Below are 18,991 nucleotides of genomic sequence, written 5' to 3' on the forward strand. Positions count from 1 at the left end.
GCCTATTCACCTTAATGCGTCGATTCTAGCGGATGGCGGTCAAGTCCGGGACTTCTCGCCGCGCGGGGCTTCTGTTAGATTGAAGGCAACTTTCTCAACGCCAAGGAAATTCAGGGCCCGTCGACATGTCCACCGTCAACTCGCAACGTCCTTCGATCACTGTCTCGTCTCTCGACCTCGATCGTCTCTATTCGGTCATCGAGAATGCGCCGCGCACGGCCTTGCCGTATGTGGAGGCACTCGAAACAGAGCTCGCCCGGGCGAGCGTCGTCGATCCGGAACAAATGCCGGCCGACATCGCCACGATGAATTCGGTGGTGCGCTATCGTGACCTTGCCACGCAGCAGGAGCATCGTGTCACGCTCGTGTATCCGCAGCATCTGGCGGCCACGGAAAACGGTATTTCGGTCTTGGCCCCGGTGGGCAGCGCCTTGCTGGGCCTGCGCGTCGGCCAGTCGATTCACTGGCAGGTGCCGGGTGGCAACCTGATCGAGCTCGAATTGCTCGGCCTCGATTACCAGCCCGAAGCCGCTGGCGAATACCACCGCTGATTGACATCTCCGCAGCATCATTGGGAGATTCGGATCTCCCGAGTCTCCCAACCCTTAGCTTCACCGCCGCTCTACCCCTCTCTTCCCCCCGCGCCGTTTCCGAAGTTCCCGTAGTTCCCTGAATCCCACAGTTTTCCCCGGAAATTCGCCGGTTTCCCGTATTTCAGCGACGCAGCCAGCCGCGCGCGATCGGCCACGCCAGCAACCGTCGATAAACGCCTTCGAGGATCGCTGCGACGATACGGCTGGTCTCGCGAGCGCCTGTCGTGCGCATGATGAGCGCCACGACGATCGACACGACCAGCGCGCCGACCATGTCGAGCGGCCAGTGCACGCCGAGATAAACGCGCGCCCAGCACACCGGCAGCGCACAGAGCAGCAGAAGTTTGCCGAGCATGCGCGGCGTGCGTGCGAGCGTGCCCATCAGCACGAAGGCCGAGGTGAACATGATCGCGCCATGGTTGCTCGGAAAGGCGCTCGTCGGGGCGTGCGCGAGCATATTGGTGCCGAGGCCGACGACAAACGGCCGGGGCTCGAACCACGCGAAGCCGATCACCGAATTGATCAACAGCACGAGGCCCACGCCCAACGCGCCATGCACGGCGCCTTCGCGATCGCGTCCCCCCGCAAGCCACAGCGTGACGAGACCGACCGGCAGCAGCAGGATCAGATATTTGGCCAGAAAGACGGCAACGGCCAGTTCACCTTCACTCACATTGGGCGAGGCATTGATGGCAAGAAAGAGGGCGCGGTTGAGCGAATCCATGAGCTCCGGAGGGATCGGGTGCCCGCCGGTCGCGCGCGGCGCGCGGCCATACATTCGGTACGGGGGCGGCGCCTCGACGGCCGCCGGCTGGCGGTTTGTGACGAAAACATGACAGATTCTGACCGAGCTGCCGCGCGGAGGAAAGTTCGATTTGTCATCAATTTGTAACACGTTGAATTGTCACTTTTCTTTCGACGCACTCGGGGGTAGAATCGCGCCGTCATAGCTCTCAGGAGGTCCTTCCGTGGACAGTAGTTCTAGTGGTAGTTGCCGGTCGACTGACGTCGACACCATCACCGCGAGTTAGTCCCCGGGATCTTCCCAGCCGCTAACTCGCATTGTCGGGTTGGCGCGCAACTTCAGATGTTCGCACCGAATGCCTTGCCCCTTTCTCACCGCCTTGCTGGTGACGAAGGGATGTGTTGGGCCATATCGATAGCGTCCGTCTTTCGTAGCACGCTCCCTTATTAAGTTTTACGTCTGCCGTTCGGGCTGTCCCGTCGTGCGCGTGTGTTCGCGTGGTTTTTCATGCCGTCTGCCTGATGCACCGGTCATGAAACGCGAGCCCCACGCTGGCGCCGGACGGCTGCCGTGTGGCCGGGAGATTCATCGTGTTCCGTTATTCCATGACCCTGCGCGGAGGCAATCCGCAAGCCCTGATGCTGCCGTCCGAGTGCCTGCATCACTATCACGTCGACGTGCATGCCGACGCCGCCGTTGCCAACGACGCCGCAGCGCGCGCCAGTGTCCGGGCGCGTCTCGGGCAGTGGCTGCGCACCGTCGTGCGCCGCGACAAGCGCGGCTGAGCTGACGCCTTGCCGTTTCCCGGGGCACTGGCGCTTGTCCGGTGCCCCTCAAAGCATTTTTCTGGATGTATCCGATGCAACAAGCTCTCACGCTCAGCGAGCGACTGATTGCGGTGCTTGGCGCGCGCCTCGGCCTGCGCTTTTTCCGCCGCCGCGACATGCTCGAAACGCTCGACGCGCCTGCGCATGGCCATGAGGCGCCGCCAGGTTTGCTCGAGGCTGCCCGCGATACGGGCCCTGACGTGCTCGCGCGCCTGCGCACCACGCGTGAAGGGCTGTCGAACGACGAAGCCGCCACCGTGCGCGCGCACGTCGGCCCCAACGAAGTCGAGCATGAAAAGCCGTTGCCCTGGTGGCGGCACCTCTTCAACTGCTACCGCAATCCGTTCAACCTGCTCCTCACTGCACTGGCCGCTGTGTCTTACGCGACCGACGACACCGAGGGAACGATCATCATCGCGTCGATGGTGATCATTTCCACGGTGTTGCGATTTGTGCAGGAAGCCCGCTCGAACAAGGCGGCGGAGAAGCTCAAGGCGATGGTGAGCACCACGGCCACGGTGTTGCGTCGCGAGTCGCCGGGCGTGGGCGTGGGTATGGGCGAGGCGGAGAACATGCGGCGTCTTGGTCGCATGGGCCGCGAAATCCCGCTGGCCGAACTCGTACCGGGCGATATCGTGCTGCTCGCGGCAGGCGACATGATCCCCGCAGACGTGCGTATCCTTGCGGCCAAAGACCTGTTTGTCTCGCAATCGGCGCTCACCGGCGAGGCGCTGCCCGTCGAGAAATTCGCACATCCCTGCCAGGCGGGTGGCGCCGGCGGCAGCAATCCGCTGGCATACGACAACCTCGCTTTCATGGGAACGAACGTCGTGAGCGGCTCGGCCACGGCGGTCGTGGTGGCCACGGGCGGTCGCACGTTCTTCGGCTCGCTCGCCCAGCGGGTGACGGCGCAGCAACCGAGCGTCACGTCGTTCCAGCAAGGCGTGAATCGCGTGTCGTGGGTGCTCATCCGCTTCATGATGGTCATGACGCCCATCGTTCTGCTCATCAACGGTTTCACGAAGCACGACTGGCTCGAAGCCTCGCTCTTCGCGCTGTCGGTGGCGGTCGGGCTCACGCCAGAAATGCTGCCCATGATCGTGACGGCGACGCTGGCCAAGGGCGCCGTCGTGCTCTCGCGCAAGAAGGTCATCGTCAAGCGGCTCGACGCGATCCAGAACTTCGGCGCGATGGACGTGCTCTGCACCGACAAGACCGGCACGCTCACGCAGGACAAGATCTGTCTGGAGCGTCACACCGACGTCTGGGGCCATTTCTCCGAAGACGTGCTCGAGTACGCCTATCTGAACAGCTTCTACCAGACCGGCCTGAAGAATCTGCTCGACGTGGCGGTGCTCAACCATGGCGAGCTGCATCAGCGTCTGGATGTGGTCAATCGCTATCGCAAGATCGACGAGATTCCGTTCGACTTCCAGCGCCGTCGCATGTCGGTGGTGGTGAGCGAGAACGGCGACCATCACGAGCTGATCTGCAAGGGCGCCGTGGAAGAAGTGATGGCGGTGTGCGATCGCGTGCAGCATGGCGCGAACGTCGAGCCGCTCACGCCGGACGTGCTCGCGCGTTTGCGTCGTGTGACTGCCGATCTGAACGCTGAAGGGCTGCGCGTGGTGGCGGTGGCAACGCGGCATCTGCCGCCCGTGCGCGAGCGCTACAGCGTGGCGGACGAAAGTGAGCTCGTGCTCGTGGGCTATATCGCCTTTCTCGATCCGCCCAAGGAGTCCGCTGCGCCGGCACTCAAGGCGCTGGCGGCTTCGGGCGTGGAGGTCAAGGTGCTCACGGGCGACAACGATCTCGTGACGGCCAAGGTCTGCCGCGAAGTCGGCCTGAAGGTGAGCGGCTGCGTGCTGGGCGACGACATCGAATCGATGAGTGACGCCGAACTCGCGCAAACGGTCGAGCGCGCCAACGTCTTTGCGAAGCTCACGCCCGCGCACAAGGAGCGCCTGGTGCGCATGCTGCGTGCGAACGGGCACGTCGTCGGGTTCATGGGCGACGGCATCAACGACGCCCCGGCGCTGCGTGCGGCCGACATCGGCATTTCGGTGGACACGGCGGTGGACATCGCCAAGGAAGCGGCCGATCTGATCCTGCTGGAAAAGAGCCTGATGGTGCTGGAGCAGGGCGTGATCGAGGGGCGTCGCACGTTCGCGAACATGCTCAAGTACATCAAGATGACGGCCAGCTCGAACTTCGGCAACGTTTTCTCGGTGCTGATCGCGAGCGCATTCCTGCCGTTCCTGCCGATGCTGCCGTTGCAGTTGCTCACGCAGAACCTGCTCTACGATCTGTCGCAGACGACGATCCCGTTCGATAACGTCGACGACGAACAACTGACCAAACCGCAGCGCTGGAATCCGGCGGATCTGTCGCGCTTCATGGTGTTCTTCGGCCCGATCAGCTCGATCTTCGACGTGCTGACGTTCCTCGCGATGTGGCATTTGTTCGGTGCGAACAGCGCCGAGCACCAGACGCTGTTCCAATCCGGCTGGTTCGTCGAGGGGCTGCTGTCGCAGACGCTCATCGTGCACCTGATCCGCACGCGCCGTCTGCCGTTCGTGCAGAGCCGCGCGGCGTGGCCATTGCTGCTGATGACGGGCGCGGTGATGCTGATTGGCGTGATGCTGCCGATGTCGCCCTTCGCCGAGACTTTCAGGATGCAGGCCCTGCCGCTCGCCTACTTCCCGATGCTCGCCGCGATTCTGCTGGCCTATGCCGTGCTCACACAGATGATGAAGGGGATGTTCGCCCGGCGGTTCGGATGGCAGTGACGTTTCCTCCGTAGCGCGAGACAACAAAGCCAGCGGCGAGTCGCTCACCGCTGGCTTTTTTCATTGCGATGCTTTATCGATCCACGCACCGGTCAACCCACCGCTCAGTCGTCTACCCAAGTCTCTGACGGCCGGTCGAAGTGCTGGCTGCGTGGAGCGAAGACGTCGCGTGCGTCGTCGAGTTCGAGTGTAGACGCACCGCTTCGCCAACTGAAGGATAAGGACGGAGGCCCGCCTCCAAACGGCGTTTGGCGGAGACGGCGATGCCCAGTTCCGCGTACAGCTCGTCGAGCGCTTCGCGGGTGCCGACGAGCAGCGCCGTCGTTTGTCCGCTAATGTCGGTGACAACGCTCACCAGCGTCTTGCCCTGACACGTCTCGCGCGCGGCGACGAACCGCGTCGAGGTCAGCGCAGCGAGGGTTGCGAAACGTTCGGCCTGCACGAGCCCGTTGATCTGGAACACCGGTTGCGTCGCCCCCGTGGCGCGATGCGCGAAGCGAACGTTCACGCCATCGCTGCACACGCCGAGCGCCGCGAACAGCTTTTCGCGCCCCTGCGGCCCGAGTGCACAGTGATCGCCATGCACCCATCGCGAAATTGTGTTGCCGGTGATGCCGGTCGCGTAGGCGAGCCGTGCCAGCGTGGTGCCCGAGAGCTTGATCAGCAGACGGGCGACGGTGCGGTGACGTTGTTCGATGTCATCCATGGCGAGAGTCCTGTCGTGAGTGCGGGTGCGAAATCCGGGGGCCGTGGCGGCGTTTTGTGTCAGAACGCCATCGTCACTTCAAGCTGTGCCTCGATATCTCTGCGAAGCGCGGCAGAGCAGGGCATGAGTGGGCGGCGAACCGTCTCCGTGCACAACCCAAGCGACGTGAGGGCGGCCTTGATCGCTACCGGATTCGGCTCGGAAAACAAGCGCCGGATCAGCGGCCTCATGCCGTTGAAGAGTTTTGTCGCATGGTCCGTGTCGCCTTCGCGCACGTAGCGAACCAGCTTCAGATAAAGGTCGGGACGAATGTGCGCGGCGGCCGAGATACAGCCCACGGCACCGGCTTGCAGGGCGGGCAGAATCTGCATGTCGTCGCCGCACAGCATGCGCATGGTGACTTGCGAGGGCAGATGGGTGAGCGGATGCGCGTCGCATTCCTTGATCGCGGCGAAGGACTCGTGCGACGCCAGTTCGCGAATCGTGTCCACGCCGAGCGTCACACCGGTGCGCAACGGCACGTTGTAGAGCACCAGCGGCTTGCGCGTACCGGCGGCCAGCGTGCGGTAGTGCCAGAGAATGCCCTCCTGCGACGGACGCAGGTAATACGGCGGCGGCACGAGGTAGCCGGCGAGCGGCAGGTCGTCGAGATTGCGGATCTGACGTGCAGTGTTCGATGTGTCGGCAGCCCCGGCACCGGCCATCACCGGCGCGTGACCGTGGGCGAGATGGCAGGCGGTCTCGACGAGCCAGCGACGCTCGTCGTCACTGAGTAGGGTGCCTTCCCCCGTGGTCCCGGCCACGACAAGGCCGTCTACACCGGCAGCGAGGTAGTAATCGACCAGACGCGCGAACGCGTTGCGATCGATCTGGGCGCCATTGGCGCCGGTCATGGGCGTGACGAGCGGAACCCACACGCCTTCGAAGATGGCTGTGTTCATAACCAGATGAAACGGTGTTAGCGGAGAACGTAAGAGATTTGTCGCATGTCGGCGGGAATCATGCGGCTCATGCGGCAGGGCGCAGTCGCAGCGCGCCAAATTCGGCTTCAGGCAACGACTGCATGACGACATCCATGGCACGCGAGGCTTCGATACGCGGCAACGCAATCGACACCACGGCGGCCGTATCGCGCCGGATCGGCCGAATCGTCTCGACGCGCCACGGCAGCGGCAGACTCATCGCCAGCGTGACCGCGAGCGATGAGACGGCGGCACGGCTGAGCGTGATGTCGAGCGTCGCATCGAGGCGTACGCGAGGGTTGTGTCGATTGCGTTGCCGCGCGGGGGCGAAAGCGTCGGCGGGCGGTGCGGTCTGGGTGCTGGCCGCAGATGCTGCGAAGGCAGTGCCGGCAGACGAGACCGAAGCGCGGGCGGCAGGTGCCGGCGCTGTGCTGTAAGTCGAGCCGTAAGTTGCAACGGCGGCGCGCGAGGCGTCGGTCGAGGTGGCGTTCGCACCAGGAGGTTCAAGGCTGGCGCGCTGAGCGATGGCGGGCATGGCAACGTGTCGTTTGACGACTGAAGTGACAACGAAGCCAGTCTAGGGAGGCGCAGATAAAAAAGGCGTCAAGATTTTTGACGCCTGCCGGATGCCGGGTATCGGGTATGGAACCGAAGCAATGTGAGCGTCAGTCGTGCTTCGGATATTGCGTGTCGTCGAACAGCACGCATGCGCCGTGGGGCGCGGCACCGACGTTATTGCGAAACAGACCGAACACGTTGCGCCACGGATCGAATGGCCGCTGCGGCACGGGCTCCGGTGTGCGGGCGGCGAGCGTGGCGTCGTCGACTTCGCAATGCAGGGTATTCGTCTCGCAGTCGATGCAGAGGATGTCGCCGTCCTGCACGCGCGCGAGCATGCCGCCTTGCTCGGCTTCCGGCGAGAGGTGAATGGCCGCAGGCACCTTGCCCGAGGCGCCGGACATCCGCCCGTCCGTCACCAGCGCCACGCGATGCCCTTCGTCCTGCAACAGGCCGAGCATCGGCATGAGTTTGTGCAACTCCGGCATGCCGTTCGCCCGCGGCCCCTGGAAGCGCACCACGACGATCACGTCGCGCGTCAGCTCACCCGCCTTGAACGCCGCCTGTGCCGACTCCTGATCCGAGAACACGCGCGCCGGGGCGCGCACCTTCTGGTGTTCCGGTTTGACGGCGGACGACTTGATGACGGCGCGTCCCAGATTGCCGGCGAGCATGCGCAGGCCGCCTTCCGTTGCGAACGGCCGCGACGCCGGCCGCACGATGTTCTCGTCGAGGCTCTCGGCGGGGGCCTCGTGCCAGGAGAGAACGTCGTCGCGCAGGAAGGCCTCCTGCGTGTAGGCGCGCAGACCGTGACCCATGACTGTGGTCACGTCGTTGTGCAGGAATCCGGCGTCGAGCAGTTCGCGAATGAGGAAGCTCAGGCCGCCTGCCGCGTGGAACTGGTTCACATCCGCTTTGCCGCTCGGATAGACATGAGCGAGCAGCGGCGTGACGTCCGAGAGCTCGGCGAAGTCCTGCCAGTCGAGCAGAATGCCGCCCGCGTGCGCCATTGCGACGAGGTGCAGCGTGTGATTGGTCGAGCCGCCGGTGGCGAGCAGGCCGACTACGCCGTTGACGAACGCGCGCTCATCGAGAATATGCGACGTGTTGATGCCGGACTTCGCCAGCGCCACGGCACGCGCCGTGGCGGCCTGCGTGAGCGCGTGACGCAACGGCGTGTGCGGGTTGACGAACGACGCGCCCGGCAGATGCAGGCCCATGAACTCCATGAGCATCTGATTGCTGTTGGCGGTGCCGTAGAACGTGCAGGTGCCTTCGGTGTGATAGGCGGACAGTTCGGCATCGAGAAGCGCGGCGCGCGTGACGCGGCCTGCGGCGTACTCCTGCCGGATGCGCGACTTCTCGTCGTTGGGCAGCCCGGAGGGCATGGGGCCTGCCGGGCTGAACACGGCGGGCAAGTGGCCGAACGCCTGGGCTGCGATCACCAGACCCGGCACGATCTTGTCACATACGCCGAGGAACATGGCGGCGTCGAACATCTGGTGCGAGAGCGCGACGATGGACGCCATGGCGATCACGTCACGCGAGAACAGCGAGAGCTCCATGCCCGCGTAGCCTTGCGTCACGCCGTCGCACATGGCGGGCACACCGCCGGCGACCTGGGCACTCGCGCCATGCGCACGCGCGGCGGATTTGATGATGTCGGGGAATTCGACGAACGGTGCGTGCGCCGAGAGCATGTCGTTGTAAGCGGTGACGATGCCGATGTTGGGCATGCGCTCGGAACGGATCTTGAGACGATCGTCGGCGGGCGCGGCGGCCAGCGCGTGGGCAAGGTTTGCGCAACCGATCTTCTCGCGACCGGGTTGCCCCTCGGTAGCGCGGGCCACGCCTTCAAGATAAGCCTGACGGGACGACCGGCTGCGCTCGATGAGGCGCTCGGTCACGCGTTGTACCACCGGATGCAGCGACACGTTATGAGATGACTGGGTCATGGTGATTCCGGGACGTGGTGGGGCGCCCATGCGGTCATCCATCTCAGTGCTCAGGCCTGTCGGAGGTGCCCGGCGTGCCGCATGCTGGCGTTCAATGTGCCCTGTCCGACATCTCTTGCGAGATGTAGTCAAAACACGAGATTTTGTTGAATTTAAGTGTAGTTAAACTACAATGCAGTGTCAAAGTTGCACTTTCCCAGTGACACGCGGACGTCTGCTCATGAACACGCCTTCACCCTATACCTTTGTGTTGTTCGGCGCTACCGGCGATTTGTCGCTGCGCAAAGTGGTGCCCGCCCTGTTCCGGGCCTACCGTACCGGGCAACTCGGCCCGGACGACGCGAGCGCGGCGGGCCGCATTCTCGCCGTCTCCCGCAAGCCGATGGACGACGCCGAGTACCGCGCATGGTGCGAGCAGCACGCGCGCGATCACATCAAGCCAGATGTCTGGGACGAGACCGCCTGGAAGTCTTTTTTGTCCACCATCGACTACATGCCGCTCGACCTCGGGCGTGAAGCCGAATTCGGTGCGCTGGCCGAGCGGCTGGCGAAGCGTCCCGGCGTGCGCATCTTTTATCTGGCGACTGGTCCGTCGCTGTTCATCCCCATTTGCGAAGGCCTTCGCAGCGCCAAGCTCAACGAGAACAGCAGGATCGTGCTCGAGAAGCCGCTGGGGAACGATCTGGCGTCGTCCGAGGCGATCAACAACGCCGTGGGTGCGAGCTTCCGCGAAGATCAGATCTACCGTATCGATCACTACCTCGGGAAAGAGGCGGTGCAGAATCTCTTGGCGCTGCGCTTCGGCAATGCGATTTTCGAGCCGCTGTGGCGACGCGAGTTGATCGACAGCATTCAGATCACGATTGCCGAGGAGATCGGTGTCGAAGGGCGCGGCGAGTTCTACGAGCAGACCGGCGCCTTGCGCGACATGGTGCAGAACCATCTGCTGCAACTGCTTGCCATCGTCGCCATGGAGCCGCCGCTGTCGATGGACGCCGACGCCGTGCGCGACGAGAAACTGCGCGTATTGCGCTCGCTGCGTCATCTCGACGACGAGACCGTGGCGCGCAACGTGGTGCGCGGGCAATACGGCGGCGGTGCGATCGGCAAGTCCGCGGTGCCTGCGTATGTGGACGAGCCGGGCGTGCCGGCAGACAGCCAGACGGAAACGTTCGTCGCGCTCAAGGCCGATATCGACAACTGGCGCTGGGCGGGCGTGCCGTTTTTCCTGCGCACCGGCAAGCGTCTTGGCGAGCGTGTGGCGGAGATCGTCGTGAACTATCGCGCCACGCCGTACCCGTTGCTCGGCGACGTGACCGCGCAGCCCGGCGTGAATCGTCTCGTGATTCGCCTGCAACCGAACGAATCGATGCGGCTGTACTGTCTGGCGAAGCAGCCGGGTGAGGGCATGACGCTGCAATCCGTTCACCTCGATCTGGCATTCGATCAGTTCTTCAAGGGACACCGGATGGATGCATACGAGCGTTTGCTGCTCGATGTCATCAACGGACGTCTCGCGCTCTTCGTGCGACGCGACGAGCAGGAGCAGGCGTGGCGCTGGGTCGCACCGATTCAGGCGTACTGGTCGCGTCAGCACAAGGGGCCGAAGCGCTACGCCGCCGGCACGTGGGGGCCGCCTGCCGCGAGCGCGTTGCTCACGCAATACGGCACGAGCTGGGTTGAAGAGGACAACTGAGTCATTCGAGTGATCGCAGTGATCTGAGCGATCCGTGAGATAACGATAGAGACCGATCGCCGCACGCGGCATCACGGCGTCCGGCGCATTTCGTCCACCGCCAAGGCAGGGAGGCAGACACGCATGATCCACTGGCGAACATTTCCCACGCGCGAGGCGCAGGCGCACGCACTGGCCAACGCTGTCGTGGCAGGCGTCGACGAAGCCCTGACCATTCGGCGGCGCGCGTTGCTCGCCGTCTCGGGCGGCACCAGTCCCCGAGCATTTCTCTCGCAATTGGCGCGGCTGCCCGTTGCCTGGCGCGACGTCGACATCACGCTGGTCGACGACCGCTGGCTGCCGTCCGATCATGCCGACAGCAATGCGCGTCTCGTGGCCGAGACGCTGCTGCCTGGCGCCAGCGGTGCGCGCTGGCTCCCGCTTGTCGACACGGCGACGGCGGCCACGCTGCAAGTGCGCACGCTCAACGACTCGTGGACCCATGGGGTGCCGCAGGTCTGCGTGCTGGGCATGGGCGAGGACGGCCACACGGCGTCGCTCTTTGCCGACGCCCCGCAATGGCAAGACGCCATCACCACCCACGACAAGTTCGTACTCGTGCAGCCGCAGCACGCGCCGTATCTGCGCGTGTCGTGGTCGCTCGCCGCGCTCGCGGCCTGCGACCGGCTGATCCTGCAAATTCAGGGCCCGGCCAAACGTGCCGTGCTCGAAGCGGCGCAGGCGAACGAACAGGACAACGCCATCTCCCGGCTGATCCACCGTGAAGGAGTCAAGATCGATGTCTTCTGGAGTGAGGAATAACCCGCCGCATCTGAGCGGCCCGCGCCTGCTGGCTGACATCGGCGGCACCAACGCCCGTTTCGCGCTGGAGATTGCGCCGGGCGATCTCGTCGAAATTCGCGATTACGCCTGCGACGACTATGCCGGCGTGCCCGAGGTCATTCGTGCTTATCTCGACGACGCCGATCACGCCGAGCCGGTTCTGCATGCGGCGATTGCCATCGCCAACCCGATCGAGGGCGACGAAGTCCGCATGACGAACCGCGACTGGCACTTCTCCATCGAAGCGACGCGTCGCGCGCTGCGCTTCGAGACGCTGCTGGTCGTCAACGATTTCACCGCGCTCGCGATGGCGCTGCCTTATCTCACGCCCGCGCAGCAGCACCAGATCGGAGGCGGCGAGCCGCGCCCGAACGGTGTGCTCGGGCTACTCGGTCCGGGCACCGGCGTGGGGGTTTCCGGCCTGATTCCCGCAGGGGATCGGTGGATCGCTCTGGGCAGCGAAGGCGGCCACACGACCTTCGCTGCGGCGGACGAGCGCGAAATCGACGTGCTGCGCTACGCCTGGAAGCATTTCCCGCACGTGTCGTTCGAGCGTCTGGTGGCTGGGCCCGGCATGGCGCTCGTCTATCAGGCGCTGGCCGAGCGCGCGGGCGCACGCGTCGAATCGCTGGAGACGCCGGCCATCGTCAAGCTGGCGCAGTCGGGGGACGCGCTCGCGCGCGAGACCGTCGATTGCTTCTGCGCGATGCTCGGTACGCTCGCGGGCAACGTTGCCGTGTCGCTGGGGGCGGTCGGTGGCGTGTATCTCGGCGGGGGCGTGATTCCGAAGCTCGGCAAGTTGTTCGAGGACTCGCCGTTTCGTCAGCGCTTCGAAGCGAAGGGACGTTTCGAAGCGTATCTGAAGAAGATTCCGACGTATGTCATCACGGCCGATCATCCGGCGTTTCTCGGCACGTCGGCGATGCTTGCCGAACAACTCGGCACGCATGCCGCCGGGGCGGGCGCGTTGATCGACCGTCTGCATCGCCTGCGCGACCGCTTGAGTCCCGCCGAACAACGTGTGGCCGAACTGACGTTGAAGCAGCCGCGTGCGCTGCTGGCCGAGCCGGTCGCCGAAATTGCGCGTCTGGCGCGGGTGAGCCAGCCGACGGTGATCCGTTTTTGCCGCAAGCTCGGCTGTCAGGGGCTGTCCGACTTCAAGCTCAAGCTCGCGAGTGCGTTGACGGGCACGCTGCCGGTGCGTCACGGACAGGTGCACGTGGGCGATACGGCGGCGGAATTCAGCGCGAAGGTGCTCGATAACACCGTGTCGTCGATCCTGCAATTGCGCGAGCATCTCGACGCGCGCACCGTCGAGGCCGCCGTGACGCTGCTCGACGGCGCGCGGCGCATCGAGTTCTACGGATTGGGCAACTCGGGCGTGATCGCGCAGGACGCGCACTACAAGTTCTTCCGCTTCGGCAAACCGACCATCGCGTACGGCGATCCGTACCTGTTGCAGGCGTCGGCCGGCTTGCTGGGAGAGGCGGACGTGGTCGTGGCGATCTCGGCGTCGGGCCGCTCGGCGGATCTGAACCGTGCCGTCGACATCGCGTTGGCGCGCGGCGCGCGGGTCATTGCCCTCACGTCGCGCAATTCACCGCTGGCCCGCAAGGCGACGCTCGTGCTGCCCAACGATCACGTCGAGACGATGGGCGCGCACGTCACGATGATCGCGCGGATTCTGCATCTGGCTGTGATCGATGTGCTGGCCGTGGGCGTTGCGATACGTCGCGCAGGCCCCGGGGCGGAGACGGCGGGCGAGGGCGCGCTCGACTGGCTCGGCCACGGCAGCGGCCAGGATTCGGGTACACCCGCCGCGGCTTGAGATCCGTTCGGATTCCGGTGGATTTCGTATTTGGGGACGGATGGCCGCGCAAGACATGACGGGACTATGCCGGACGCCGAATCTTCGGCGTCTTGATATCCCTAAACATGTTTAGCATAATGCGGCATATGAAAGTGTCCGATTCCGCCCAACGTTTCGGCTTTCTCGTAGCAGACATCCAGCGTCTGTTCGGGCGCCGCTTCGAGCAGTTCGCGCAACGCACGCTGCCGATGACGCGCGCGCAATGCCGCTTGCTCGCCTATCTCGCCGTGAACCGCGGCGTGAGTCAGACGGTGCTCGCCGATATTCTGGAAACCCCCGCGCAGACGCTCGCCCGTACGCTGGCGGGCATGGAAGAAGCGGGATGGGTGCGGCGTCGTTCGGACGCTCGCGATCCGCGTATCGAACGCCTGTTCGTCACGCGTGCCGCTGTCGCGCAATTGCAGATCGCCCGCAGACTCTCGGACGAAGTGCGCGACGAGGCGCTGCACGGCCTGACCGCGTTCGAAGCGGTGCAGCTCACGCAGTTGCTGCAAAAGGTGCGGCGCAATCTCGGCAACGTCGTACCCACACCGCTCGATACCGTCGTGCCCGCCACGCTGCGCCGCGCGCAGGGCGACGACACTCCGCCATCGCCCCACATCGACGGCGCCGACGACGGTACGTCGGAATTCCCCGACTTGCGGCCTCGATAGCACGCGCCTAGCATGGAAAGTCTCCCTACCAACCCCGGAGACTGGCATGAAGAATCACGTGTACAAGCAAATCGAGCTCACCGGCTCGTCGACCAAGTCCATCGATGATGCAGTCAAAGGCGCCATCGAGCGCGCGAGCAAGACACTGCGCAATCTGAACTGGTTCGAGATCACCGAAACGCGCGGTCATATCGAGGACGGGAAGGTCGCTCACTGGCAAGTCACGCTCAAGGTCGGCATGCGGCTGGAGGACTGAGCGCGCCGGCGTCCGACGGGCTGGGAGTGATGTCGCATGCTCCCAGCATGTCCCGCAGATGTCGTACAGTCGTGTCACAATAGGCGCGTACTTCGAGATCATGAAAAAGACAGAAGAGGTTTGCGTATGTCGGAACAAGAACCGGTCCATGCCACCCGATCGATCGCTGATCCGGTGGGAGCCGTCGCCTACCTGAAGACGATTTACGACGCCAATACGGCCTATCTTCGCGCCGCTTTCGAGCGCTTTTGCAAGCAGAAAGACCTGGCGCGGCGGGTGAGCGCGCATTACCCGTTCATCCGCGTCACCACCGAAGACATCACCCAGCTCGACAAGCGCCTGTCCTATGGCTTCGTGTCGGGGCCGGGCAGCTATCAGACCACGGTCACGCGCCCCGATCTGTTCGAGAACTACTACATCGAGCAGCTTCGCCGTCTCGCGCACAATCACGGCGCGGCCTTCGAAGTGGGTGTCTCCGACGAGCCGATTCCTGTGCACTTCGCCTATCAGGACGGCGTGTACCTCGAAGGCGATCTCGATCAGACGCACCTGCGTGCCATGCGCACCGTGTTCGACGTGCCCGATCTGGCCAAGATAAACGACAGCATCGTGAACGGCACGCGCGATCCGTTGCCCGGCGAGATCCTGCCGCTGGCGCTGTTTACCGCGCCGCGCGTGGACTATTCGCTGCTTCGTCTGCGCCATTACACGGCGACGTCGCCCGAGAATTTCCAGAACTACGTGCTCTTCACTAACTATCAGTTCTATATCGACGAGTTTGTCGAGTTGGGCCGCGAGTTGATGAGCGCCACCGACGACCCCGCGCTGCGCGAGTATCGCAGCCAGTACACGTCGTTCGTCGAGCCTGGCAACGTGACGCACTGGAACCAGAACATCGAGACGCGCGAGGCGCAGGGCACGCCGCTCGCGCGTCTGCCGCAAATGCCGGCGTATCACCTCGTGCGCCCGGACAACACCGGTATCACAATGGTGAACATCGGCGTGGGGCCGTCCAACGCCAAGACCATCACCGATCACATTGCCGTGCTGCGCCCGCATGCGTGGGTGATGCTCGGGCACTGCGCCGGGCTGCGCAATTCCCAGCGCCTGGGAGACTACTGCCTGGCCCACGGCTACGTGCGCGAAGACCATGTGCTGGACGACGACCTGCCGCTATGGGTGCAGGTGCCGCCCCTGGCCGAAGTGCAGGTTGCGCTTGAGCGTGCCGTGGCCGACGTCACGCAGTTGGACGATTTCGAACTCAAGCGCGTGATGCGCACGGGCACGGTCGTGACTGTCGATAACCGTAACTGGGAATTGCGCGATCATCGCGAGCCGATGCAGCGCATGAGCCAGAGCCGCGCGATTGCGCTCGATATGGAGAGTGCGACGATTGCCGCGAACGGGTTCCGCTTCCGGGTGCCGTATGGCACGTTGCTGTGCGTGAGCGACAAGCCGCTGCACGGCGAGCTGAAGCTGCCCGGCATGGCGGACCGGTTCTATCGCGAGCGCGTCGATCAGCATCTGAAGATCGGCGTGAAGGCGATGGAACTGCTGCGTGATAACGGTCTGGATCGTCTGCATAGTCGCAAGCTGCGCAGTTTCAACGAAGTCGCGTTCCAGTAACGCTCCCCGCTGCGAAATATATCGTTTTGCGATGTTTCATCGACTGAAACTCGCAGCGGCACCCCCTCTGCCCCGTATCACGGGGCGTTGCGCCCCATGCGTGCATGCAGGCGCCATCGGTAGCACAATTCCCGCACACACCGGCCGCGCGCTGCGCGCCGGTGTTCTCGTTTCTCGTCATCAAGGATCATCGTGGAGATAGTCAACCACGTCGTGCCCTGGGCAGCGCACGACACTCGCCTTCTACTGTCCTGTCTTGTCGGCCTCGTGGCCATCATCGTTTTCATCAGCGCGCTAAAGCTCTCGCCGTTCCTGTCGATTCTCATCGGCACGTTCATCGCGGGTCTTGGCGCGGGCTTGCCCCTCGAAGCGGTGGCGAGTTCGTTCAGCAAAGGCGCGGGCAGTCTGCTCGGCGACGCCGGCATGATCATCGCGCTCGGGGCCATGCTCGGTGCGTTGATGGCCGATACGGGCGCGGCCGACCGGATCGTGACCGTCTTGCTCAAGTTCGCGAAAGGCTCGGCGCTACCGTGGATGATGGCGCTCGTTGCGATGATCATCGGCCTGCCGCTGTTCTTCGAGGTCGGTCTGGTCATGATGGTGCCGATCATCTTCGTGATGGCGCGCCGTGCCAATACCCCGATTCTGCGTGTCGCGATTCCGGCCCTCGCCGGCATGACGACGCTGCACGCGCTCGTGCCGCCGCACCCGGGCCCGCTGATCGCCGTGTCGGCGTTGCACGCGGATCTGGGCATGACGATGGGCCTCGGCCTGCTGATCGCCATTCCGGCCGTGATTCTCGCGGGGCCGCTGTACGGGATGTGGCTTGCGCCGCGTCTGCATGTCGAGGCGCCGCAGCAACTGGGTGACCTGTTCACCAAGCGCGACGACGACATCGCACCGCCGCCGTTCGCCGCCGCGCTGCTGGTGATTCTGCTGCCGGTCGTGCTGATGCTGGGCCGCACGCTGGCCAAGGTCGCGCTCACGCCCGACACGCCCGTGTTCGATGCGCTGAACTTCCTCGGCGAGCCGATCATTGCGCTGGCGCTGACGGTCGTCGTGGCCATCGTCGTCCTCGGCTGGGGACGAGGCTTGCCGCGTGCGCGCGTGGGCGAAACGCTGCGTCGCGCGCTGCCGCCGATTGCCGGTCTGTTGCTGACCATCGGGGCGGGCGGCGGTCTGAAGCAGGCGCTCGTGACGGCCGGTATCGCCACGACCATCGGCAAGGTCGCCGTCGGCACGCATATGCCGCTGATTCTGCTGGCGTGGCTCATTGCCGTGGCGCTGCGTCAGGCCACGGGCTCGGCGACGGTCGCCACGACCACCACGGCCGGCATCGTCGCGCCGCTGGTGATGCATCTGCCGCCGGTGCAGGGCTCGCTCATCGCGCTGGCGATTGGCGCGGGGTCGGTGTTCTTCTGCCACGTGAACGACGCGGGTTTCTGGATGGTGCGCGAGTACTTCGGTCTCAAGCTCAAGGAGACGTTGTGGGTCTGGTCGGTCTTGCAGACCATCGTGTCCGTGGTCGGGCTGGTGATGACGCTGTTGCTCTGGCAATTGCTTGTCTGAGCCGGCTTGGCTGACGGCATAAAAAAAGCGCGCTGACCTGTCGGTCGCGCGCTTTTTTCGTCCCCGGCCCTACGTTCCGGGGCCGGGGTGCTCAGGGCTCAGGCGTTCAGGAAAACACGCGTTTGGCGTGAATGCCCAGACCCAGCGCCACGCTGGCGAGGCGATCGCCGAAGACCGGCGTGGCGTTCGGGAACGCGGCGCACATCGCGCCGGACAGGCAGCGCAGGCCGGTCGAGCCGCCGGTGAAGTAGAGCGCATCGACGTCCTGCGCACGCAGACCAGCCAGCGAGGCCGTGTGCACTGCGCCCGCCGTAATGCTCGCGATTTCGTCGCTGACGGCTTCCACCAGCCCGGCTTCCGAGAAGGCGACCGCCAGATCGCGTTCGATGAGCGATAGATCGATGCTCGTCTCGCCGCCGGCGCTCACGTCGATCTTGGCGTCTTCCGCATGGCCGACGAGGGCGTGGCCGAGGCGTTGCTCGACGGTGCGCATGAGGCGGCGGTGATGCGTCGGATCGGCATAGAGATGCGCCGTGAGCGCCAGTTCGCCCACGCGTTTGGGCGTGTAGACGGTATTGATCAGATGCCAGGTAGCCAGATCGAAATAGATCCGGTTGGGGACTTCCTTGCCGTCCGGGCCGAGGGCCTTGTAGCCGATCTCGCGCAGGATCGTCGCCAGTTCGATGCGACGGTCGAAGTCCGTACCGGCGATGTGCACGCCGTGGTGCGCAAGCACATCGTCCTTGCGATCCAGATGGCGGGCGCGATCCGGGCCGACGCGCACGAGCGAGAAGTCCGACGTACCGCCGCCGATGTCGACGACGAGCACTTGCTGTTCTGCCGAGAGACGCGACTCGTAATCGAAGGCGGCCGCAATCGGTTCGAACTGGAATTGCACGTCCTGAAAACCCACATCGCGCGCGCTTTGTTCGAGCGAGCGTTGCGCGGCGGCGTCTGCGCGCGGGTCGTCGTCGACGAAGAACACCGGACGGCCCATGACCACCTGACGCAGATCGCCGCCGTCGGCCTTGAGCGCGTGCGTGCGCAGATGGCGCAGGAACGTGGCGATGATGTCGATGTAGCGCATCGCCGAACCGTTACCGAGGTCGGTGGTGCTTTCGATCAGGGAGGAGCCGAGCAGGCTTTTGAGCGAGCGCATCAGGCGCCCGTCGTAGCCGTCGACGTAATCGGAGACGGCCTGACGGCCGAACGAAGCGCGGCCGCCTTCATCGGCGTTGAAAAACACGGCCGTGGGCAGCGTGCCGTAGCCGGCCTCAAGTTCGACCAGACGCATGGTGGCGTCGCCTTGCACGGCGACGGCAGAATTCGAAGTGCCGAAATCGATGGCGCAGAAACTCATGGCA

Annotated in this window: 16 protein-coding genes; 10 read left to right on the forward strand and 6 right to left on the reverse strand. The window is 64.6% G+C overall.

Translation table 11 applies throughout. The annotated features are described in order from the left end of the window. Positions 1-125 precede the first annotated feature (125 nt). Positions 126-551: a nucleoside diphosphate kinase regulator gene (rnk, locus tag ACIPHM_RS08490; protein WP_400326841.1), complete on the forward strand. Its 426-nt coding sequence runs from the start codon at positions 126-128 to the stop codon at positions 549-551. Between the two features lie 163 nt (positions 552-714). Here rnk and ACIPHM_RS08495 read toward each other — a convergent pair whose 3' ends face one another. Continuing rightward, positions 715-1,317: a phosphatase PAP2 family protein gene (locus ACIPHM_RS08495; protein WP_400326844.1), complete on the reverse strand. Its 603-nt coding sequence runs from the start codon at positions 1,315-1,317 to the stop codon at positions 715-717. A 611-nt stretch (positions 1,318-1,928) separates the two neighbouring features. On the opposite strand from ACIPHM_RS08495, the gene ACIPHM_RS08500 reads away from it, so the two are divergent. Together ACIPHM_RS08500 and mgtA are read left to right on the forward strand one after the other, a co-directional pair. Then, complete coding sequence (locus ACIPHM_RS08500; RefSeq protein ID WP_400326847.1) at positions 1,929-2,123, forward strand: hypothetical protein; 195 nt, start codon at positions 1,929-1,931, stop codon at positions 2,121-2,123. 74 nt (positions 2,124-2,197) lie between these two features. Then, positions 2,198-4,954, forward strand: coding sequence for a magnesium-translocating P-type ATPase (gene mgtA, locus ACIPHM_RS08505; RefSeq protein ID WP_400326849.1), 2,757 nt, complete (start codon positions 2,198-2,200; stop codon positions 4,952-4,954). 112 nt (positions 4,955-5,066) lie between these two features. Here mgtA and ACIPHM_RS08510 read toward each other — a convergent pair whose 3' ends face one another. The 4 genes from ACIPHM_RS08510 to edd all read right to left on the reverse strand — a co-directional run bounded on the left by ACIPHM_RS08510 (position 5,067) and on the right by edd (position 9,135). Beyond that, positions 5,067-5,660, reverse strand: a complete 594-nt coding sequence (locus ACIPHM_RS08510; protein ID WP_400326852.1) for a hypothetical protein — start codon at positions 5,658-5,660, stop codon at positions 5,067-5,069. Between the two features lie 59 nt (positions 5,661-5,719). Continuing rightward, complete coding sequence (gene dapA, locus ACIPHM_RS08515; RefSeq protein WP_400326855.1) at positions 5,720-6,601, reverse strand: 4-hydroxy-tetrahydrodipicolinate synthase; 882 nt, start codon at positions 6,599-6,601, stop codon at positions 5,720-5,722. Positions 6,602-6,668: 67 nt separating this feature from the next. Continuing rightward, complete coding sequence (locus ACIPHM_RS08520; RefSeq protein WP_400326857.1) at positions 6,669-7,157, reverse strand: hypothetical protein; 489 nt, start codon at positions 7,155-7,157, stop codon at positions 6,669-6,671. Between the two features lie 130 nt (positions 7,158-7,287). Beyond that, positions 7,288-9,135, reverse strand: coding sequence for a phosphogluconate dehydratase (gene edd / locus ACIPHM_RS08525; RefSeq protein WP_400326860.1), 1,848 nt, complete (start codon positions 9,133-9,135; stop codon positions 7,288-7,290). A gap of 220 nt (positions 9,136-9,355) precedes the next feature. Between edd and zwf the strand changes: the two genes are divergently transcribed. The 7 genes from zwf (at position 9,356) to ACIPHM_RS08560 (ending at position 17,627) form a co-directional block, all read left to right on the forward strand. Beyond that, a complete protein-coding gene (gene zwf, locus ACIPHM_RS08530; protein ID WP_400326862.1) occupies positions 9,356-10,831 on the forward strand; it encodes a glucose-6-phosphate dehydrogenase in 1,476 nt (491 codons plus the stop codon). Between the two features lie 123 nt (positions 10,832-10,954). Further along, entirely contained in the window at positions 10,955-11,632 is a 678-nt protein-coding gene (pgl, locus tag ACIPHM_RS08535; RefSeq protein WP_400326865.1) for a 6-phosphogluconolactonase, read from the forward strand. Further along, positions 11,610-13,481 carry a bifunctional transcriptional regulator/glucokinase gene (locus tag ACIPHM_RS08540; protein WP_400326868.1) on the forward strand — a complete coding sequence of 624 codons (1,872 nt, stop codon included), beginning with the start codon at positions 11,610-11,612 and terminating at the stop codon, positions 13,479-13,481. The genes pgl and ACIPHM_RS08540 overlap by 23 nt, the downstream gene beginning before the upstream one ends. A gap of 128 nt (positions 13,482-13,609) precedes the next feature. After that, entirely contained in the window at positions 13,610-14,176 is a 567-nt protein-coding gene (locus ACIPHM_RS08545; protein WP_400326871.1) for a MarR family winged helix-turn-helix transcriptional regulator, read from the forward strand. Positions 14,177-14,222: 46 nt separating this feature from the next. Continuing rightward, positions 14,223-14,432 carry a dodecin gene (locus ACIPHM_RS08550; RefSeq protein ID WP_400326874.1) on the forward strand — a complete coding sequence of 70 codons (210 nt, stop codon included), beginning with the start codon at positions 14,223-14,225 and terminating at the stop codon, positions 14,430-14,432. A 126-nt stretch (positions 14,433-14,558) separates the two neighbouring features. Further along, positions 14,559-16,058: an AMP nucleosidase gene (locus ACIPHM_RS08555; RefSeq protein ID WP_400326876.1), complete on the forward strand. Its 1,500-nt coding sequence runs from the start codon at positions 14,559-14,561 to the stop codon at positions 16,056-16,058. Positions 16,059-16,250: 192 nt separating this feature from the next. Beyond that, positions 16,251-17,627, forward strand: a complete 1,377-nt coding sequence (locus tag ACIPHM_RS08560) for a gluconate:H+ symporter (protein WP_400326879.1) — start codon at positions 16,251-16,253, stop codon at positions 17,625-17,627. A 106-nt stretch (positions 17,628-17,733) separates the two neighbouring features. Here the strand turns inward: ACIPHM_RS08560 and ACIPHM_RS08565 are convergent, their stop codons facing one another. Continuing rightward, entirely contained in the window at positions 17,734-18,987 is a 1,254-nt protein-coding gene (locus ACIPHM_RS08565; protein ID WP_400326881.1) for an Hsp70 family protein, read from the reverse strand. Positions 18,988-18,991 lie beyond the last annotated feature (4 nt).

The sequence above is a fragment of the Pandoraea sp. NPDC087047 genome (assembly GCF_044745225.1).
Classification (GTDB): Bacteria; Pseudomonadota; Gammaproteobacteria; order Burkholderiales; family Burkholderiaceae; genus Pandoraea.